This is a genomic window from Streptomyces sp. CC53 (genome assembly GCF_001865245.1).
GTDB lineage: Bacteria > Actinomycetota > Actinomycetes > Streptomycetales > Streptomycetaceae > Streptomyces.
Genome location: NZ_MKXB01000137.1, coordinates 152,982 through 157,637, shown reverse-complemented (window position 1 = coordinate 157,637; position 4,656 = coordinate 152,982). Strand labels below are relative to the sequence as shown.

The 4,656-nt window shown below is 72.5% G+C and carries 2 protein-coding genes and 1 tRNA gene; 2 read left to right on the top strand and 1 reads right to left on the bottom strand.

The annotated features are described in order from the left end of the window. The first annotated feature begins 364 nt into the window (after positions 1-364). Positions 365-437: transfer RNA gene (locus BJP40_RS13080), tRNA-Thr, on the top strand. A gap of 69 nt (positions 438-506) precedes the next feature. Here BJP40_RS13080 and BJP40_RS13075 read toward each other — a convergent pair. After that, positions 507-3,170, bottom strand: coding sequence for a SpoIIE family protein phosphatase (locus BJP40_RS13075; protein ID WP_071280507.1), 2,664 nt, complete (start codon positions 3,168-3,170; stop codon positions 507-509). A 333-nt stretch (positions 3,171-3,503) separates the two neighbouring features. On the opposite strand from BJP40_RS13075, the gene BJP40_RS35510 reads away from it, so the two are divergent. Next, the coding region (locus tag BJP40_RS35510) for a HAMP domain-containing protein (RefSeq protein WP_371258634.1) at positions 3,504-4,656 on the top strand (1,153 nt) is incomplete at its 3' end.

Genomic DNA, 4,656 nt, shown 5'->3' with positions numbered 1-4,656 from the left:
CGCCGAACTATTGTTGGGGGAGCCCCGCACCGTATGGTGCGGGGCTTTCCGCATTTCACGAACATTCCTGGCACTGTCCCGTGGTCGCGCGGGGCTCCCTCACCGGACCCGTGCTGAGGCGCTGAGGCCGACGGAGGGCTCACCGGCCGGCGGCCCGGGTCGCTCACAACCCCATGCCACCGCTCCCACGGACGCTGCACCGGACACCACCAGGCCGCCCCCACCGCGCCCGGGGCGTATCCACGTCACCAGCGGCGTGACAGCCGTCACTTTCGGCGTCCAGGGCGGTGGATTGGTGCGGAGGGCGTCAGCTTTCGGGGTATGATCTATTCCGTTGCCGCGAGGGAAACCCCGCGAACGACAAGCCCCTATAGCTCAGTCGGCAGAGCGTCTCCATGGTAAGGAGAAGGTCAACGGTTCGATTCCGTTTGGGGGCTCAGAACAGAAGGCCCCCCGCCATCAGGCGGGGGGCCTTCGTCATGTCCGGGCGCGAGCCGACAGGCGGACTACTGGTGGTGTGGCTCCGGCACGCGCATGGTGAGGATCGCCATGTCGTCGGAGGCCGGCTCCGCCGCGAAACGCTCCACGGCACGCAGGACGCGGGCGGCCACCGCGCCGGCCGTGAGGCCCGTACACGTGCGCAGCACGTCCGCCAAGCCGTCGTCACCCAGCATGCGGGCCCCTTCGCGGCGCTCCGTCACCCCGTCCGTGACGCACAGCAGGACGTCACCCGGGTCCAGCACGACCATCTGCTCGTACAGTTCCAGGTCGTCCATCACGCCGAGCAGCGGCTGAGGTTCCGCGGCCGGCTCCACCGTGCCGTCCTGGCGCAGGCGCAGCGGCAGCGGGTGCCCGGCGCACACCACCTTCAGCAGGGCACTGCCGTCCTCCTGCGGCCACAGCTCGCCGTACAGGAGGGTCAGGAAGCGGCTGCGGGCGCCCTCGTCGAGGATGGCCGCGTTCAGGCGCTCCAGCACCGCGGGGCCGCCGAAGCCCTCGCGGGCCAGCAGCCGCAGCGCGTGCCGGGCCAGCCCCGTCACGGCGGCCGCCTCCGGACCCGTGCCGCACACGTCGCCGATCGCGAAACCGTACGCCTGGTCGCGGATGGGGAAGACGTCGTAGAAGTCGCCGCCCACCTCGTTGCCCTCGCCGGCCGCGCGGTAGATGACGTCGACCTCGACGCCCGGGATCTGCGGCAGCCCCGGCGGGAGGAGGCTGCGCTGAAGCGACTGGCTGATGGACACGCGCTCGCTGTAGAGCCGGGCGTTGTCCAGGGCCAGTGCCGCACGGCGAGACAGGTCCTCGGCGAGCTCCAGGATCTCCTGGCGGAAATGATCGTCCGCGGGCTTGCCCAGCGTCAGCATGCCGATCACGCGGTTGCGGGCCACCAGGGGCAGCACGACCGTCTCCCCGCCTACCGCGGTCGCCGTGTGCAGCGTCGTGGCGATGCCGGAGGACAGCGGGGCCGACGCCTCCTGGCCCAGCTCCTGCACCGACGCCCGCAGGGCCGCCCGGTGGGCGGCCTCCGCGGGGGCGTTCCACACGCGGGCGCCGGGGGTCGGCACCGGCTCCGGGGGCGCGATGGAGGACAGAAGCTCCTTCAGGCCGTCGATGCGCTCCTCGTCCTCGTGCAGCACGTACGACAGGTACGGATCGGAGGACTGGTCGGCGATCGTATAGACGGCGCACCAGGTCGCCAGGGTGGGGACCGTCATCTGCGCCATGAGGGCGAGGGTCTGGTCCCGGTCGAGCGTGCCCGCCAGCAGGTCGGACGCCTCGACGAGGAAGCTGAGGGAGCCGCGGCGCAGCCGCTCCAGCTCGCCGAGCCGTGCCGACTCGACGGCCAGGGCGATGCGGTCGGCGGCGAACTGGAGGCGCAGCGCCTCCTTGTTCGCGTAGCGGCGGGGGGCTTCCGCGGCGACCCCCAGGGAGCCCGTGAGCCGGCCCTCCACCTTCAGCGGCACGGTGACGACGGACCGCATGCCGGTGCCGCTGAGGAGCGGTACCGCTCCGGGGACGGCCGTCAGGTCCTCGTGGACGGCCGGCATGCGCGCGGAGGCGTACCTGCTGGTGCCCGCCTCGACGGGGACGCGGGCGAAGCGCTGGCGGGCCGAGGGCAGGCCCGTGGAGGCGCGGACCTCCAGCTCGGTCTCGTCGTCCGTGGCGAGGAGCAGGAACGCGGCGTCGCCGTCGAGCATGTCCCGGGCGCGCTCCACCGTGCGCTGCAGCAGCCCGTCCAGGTCGTCGGGCGCGGGGGAGCCGATGAAGACCTCGAACGGATCGGCGCTGCCGCCCTCACCGGAGCTGTCCCCGCCGGCGGAGGCGGTGACCCTGGCGGGGGTCTGCAGGACGGCCCGCTCGTCGTCGCGGACGAGCAGGCACACCGTCGACGGCTCGCCCTGGGTGTCGCGGACCCGCAGGTGGGAGGCGTACACGGGGATCACGCGTCCGTCGGCGCCGCGCAGGCCGTAGCTGCCCTCCCAGCGGGACAGCAGCAGTGCCTCGGCCAGGCCGGTGCTGGTGCCGGGGGTGTGCGGCCAGGCCGCGAAGTCGCCGAGCTGTTTGCCGACGACCTGGTCCGCCGCGTAGCCGAAGAGGCTCTCCGCGTCGTCGTTCCACGCGGTGATCGCGCCGGACGGCTCGACCTGGAGGACGGCGACGCGGACCCGCTCGTCGGCCACGGGCAGCAGGGCGGTGGGCACGGCGGGGCCCGCGTGGCGGGTGCCGACGGGGCGCTCCGGCAGGTTGAGCTGGAACCAGACGTTCTTGCTGGTGGGGGAGTAGTCGACGCCCCACCGGGAAGCGAGGGCGGAGCACAGCAGCAGGCCGCGGCCGTTCTCGCGGTCCAGGGCGGCGACGGGGCGGCCCGCGCCCTGGAGCGGCACCTCGCGCTCGGGGTAGTGGTCGGCGACCTCGACCCGTACGCCCTGCTCGGTGCGCAGGCACAGGACGTCGGCCGCGGTGCCGGCGTGGATCACGGCATTGGTGACGAGTTCGCTGGTCAGGACGACGGCGTCGTCCACCACGTCGCCGTGCCCCCAGCCTTGGAGGGTGTCCCGGACGAAGGCCCGGGCGGCGGCGACCGACCGCCCCACAGGTTCGAAGCTGGCAGCCGCCCGCGCGGTGATCACAGAACTCCTCGTACGCGTCTCGACGCCCGGCTCCGCCATGATCGGCCTGCCCCTCCCGGTACCCGGTGGTGGTGTTGCGCCGTGCCCGCCCCCGCCGGGCGGACCGGGGCGGTTGGACAGCCGCATGCCAGGTTACTTACCTTCGCAGTCCGGGCGGATGGTGGTTACCGCTGTTTCCGTCCCCCGGGTGCGGGGACGTTATGCGAAGCTGCCGAACTGTTATGGCCTGGTTGGGTTGCAGTGAAACACTGGGAAGGCTTCCAGCTACAGCCGGAGCAGCGGCCCGGCGGCGGGCGTCCGTTGGCGGTTGCGGAGCGCGAGCATCCGAGTACGAACCAGAGCAGTACGGTCGACCCTTGCGGGAGGGACACGGTGGAGTCTGGCGTGGCGGCGCGAGGCGGCAGCACGCGCGCGAAGGGCGGACGGTCCCGGAGCAGCAGCGGAACCGTCGAGGTGGACGCCGCTGCACTGGAGCGGCTGCTGGCGGCGCTGGTGTCGATGCGCGACGGCAATTTCCGCAGGCGGCTCACCGTGACCGGCGAGGGGACGATGGCGGAGATCGCCGCCGTCTTCAACGAGGTCGCGGACCGCAAACTGCATCTGACCGGTGAGATCCAGCGGGTGCGGCGCGTGGTCGGCCGCGAGGGCAAGCTCGCCGAGCGGCTGGAGGTGGGCGCCAGCGAAGGGGCCTGGGCGACGGCGATCGAGGCGGCGAACGCCCTGGTCGACGACCTGACCCGGCCGGTGTCCGAGGTGGGCCGGGTGCTGGCCGCCGTCGCGGACGGCGACCTGCAGCAGCGGATGGAGCTGCGCTCCGACGGACAGGACCAGGCGGGGCGGCCGCTGCGCGGCGAGTTCCTGAAGGTCGCGAGGACCGTCAACAACCTGGTCGACCAGTTGTCCACGTTCACGGACGAGGTCACGCGGGTCGCCCTCGAAGTGGGCACGGAGGGCAAGCTCGGCGGGCAGGCGCAGGTGCGCGGCGTGTCCGGGTCGTGGAAGGACCTCACGGACTCCGTCAACACGATGGCGTACCGGCTCACCGCACAGGTCCGCGACATCGCCCTGGTGACCACGGCCGTCGCCAAGGGCGACCTCTCCCGCAAGGTCACCGTGCACGTGGCCGGGGAGATGCTGGAGCTGAAGAACACCGTCAACACGATGGTGGACCAGCTGTCCTCGTTCTCCTCCGAGGTGACGCGGGTCGCCCGGGAGGTCGGTACGGAGGGCGAACTCGGCGGTCAGGCCGAGGTGCCCGGTGTCGCGGGCGTGTGGAAGGACCTCACGGACTCCGTCAACACGATGGCGGGCAACCTCACCTCGCAGGTGCGCGGCATCGCCGAGGTGACGACGGCGGTCGCGAACGGCGACCTGTCGCAGAAGGTCACGGTCAGCGCGCGGGGCGAGGTCGCGCAGCTCGCGGACACCATCAACCAGATGACCGAGACGCTCCGCACGTTCGCCGACGAGGTGACCCGCGTCGCGCGGGAGGTCGGCGTCGAGGGGCTGCTGGGCGGTCAGGCGC

Coding starts and splice junctions, on each gene's coding strand:
- BJP40_RS13075 (WP_071280507.1), bottom strand. CDS start 3,170: ATGGCGGAGCCGGGCGTCGAGACGCGTACGAGGAGTTCTGTGATCACC.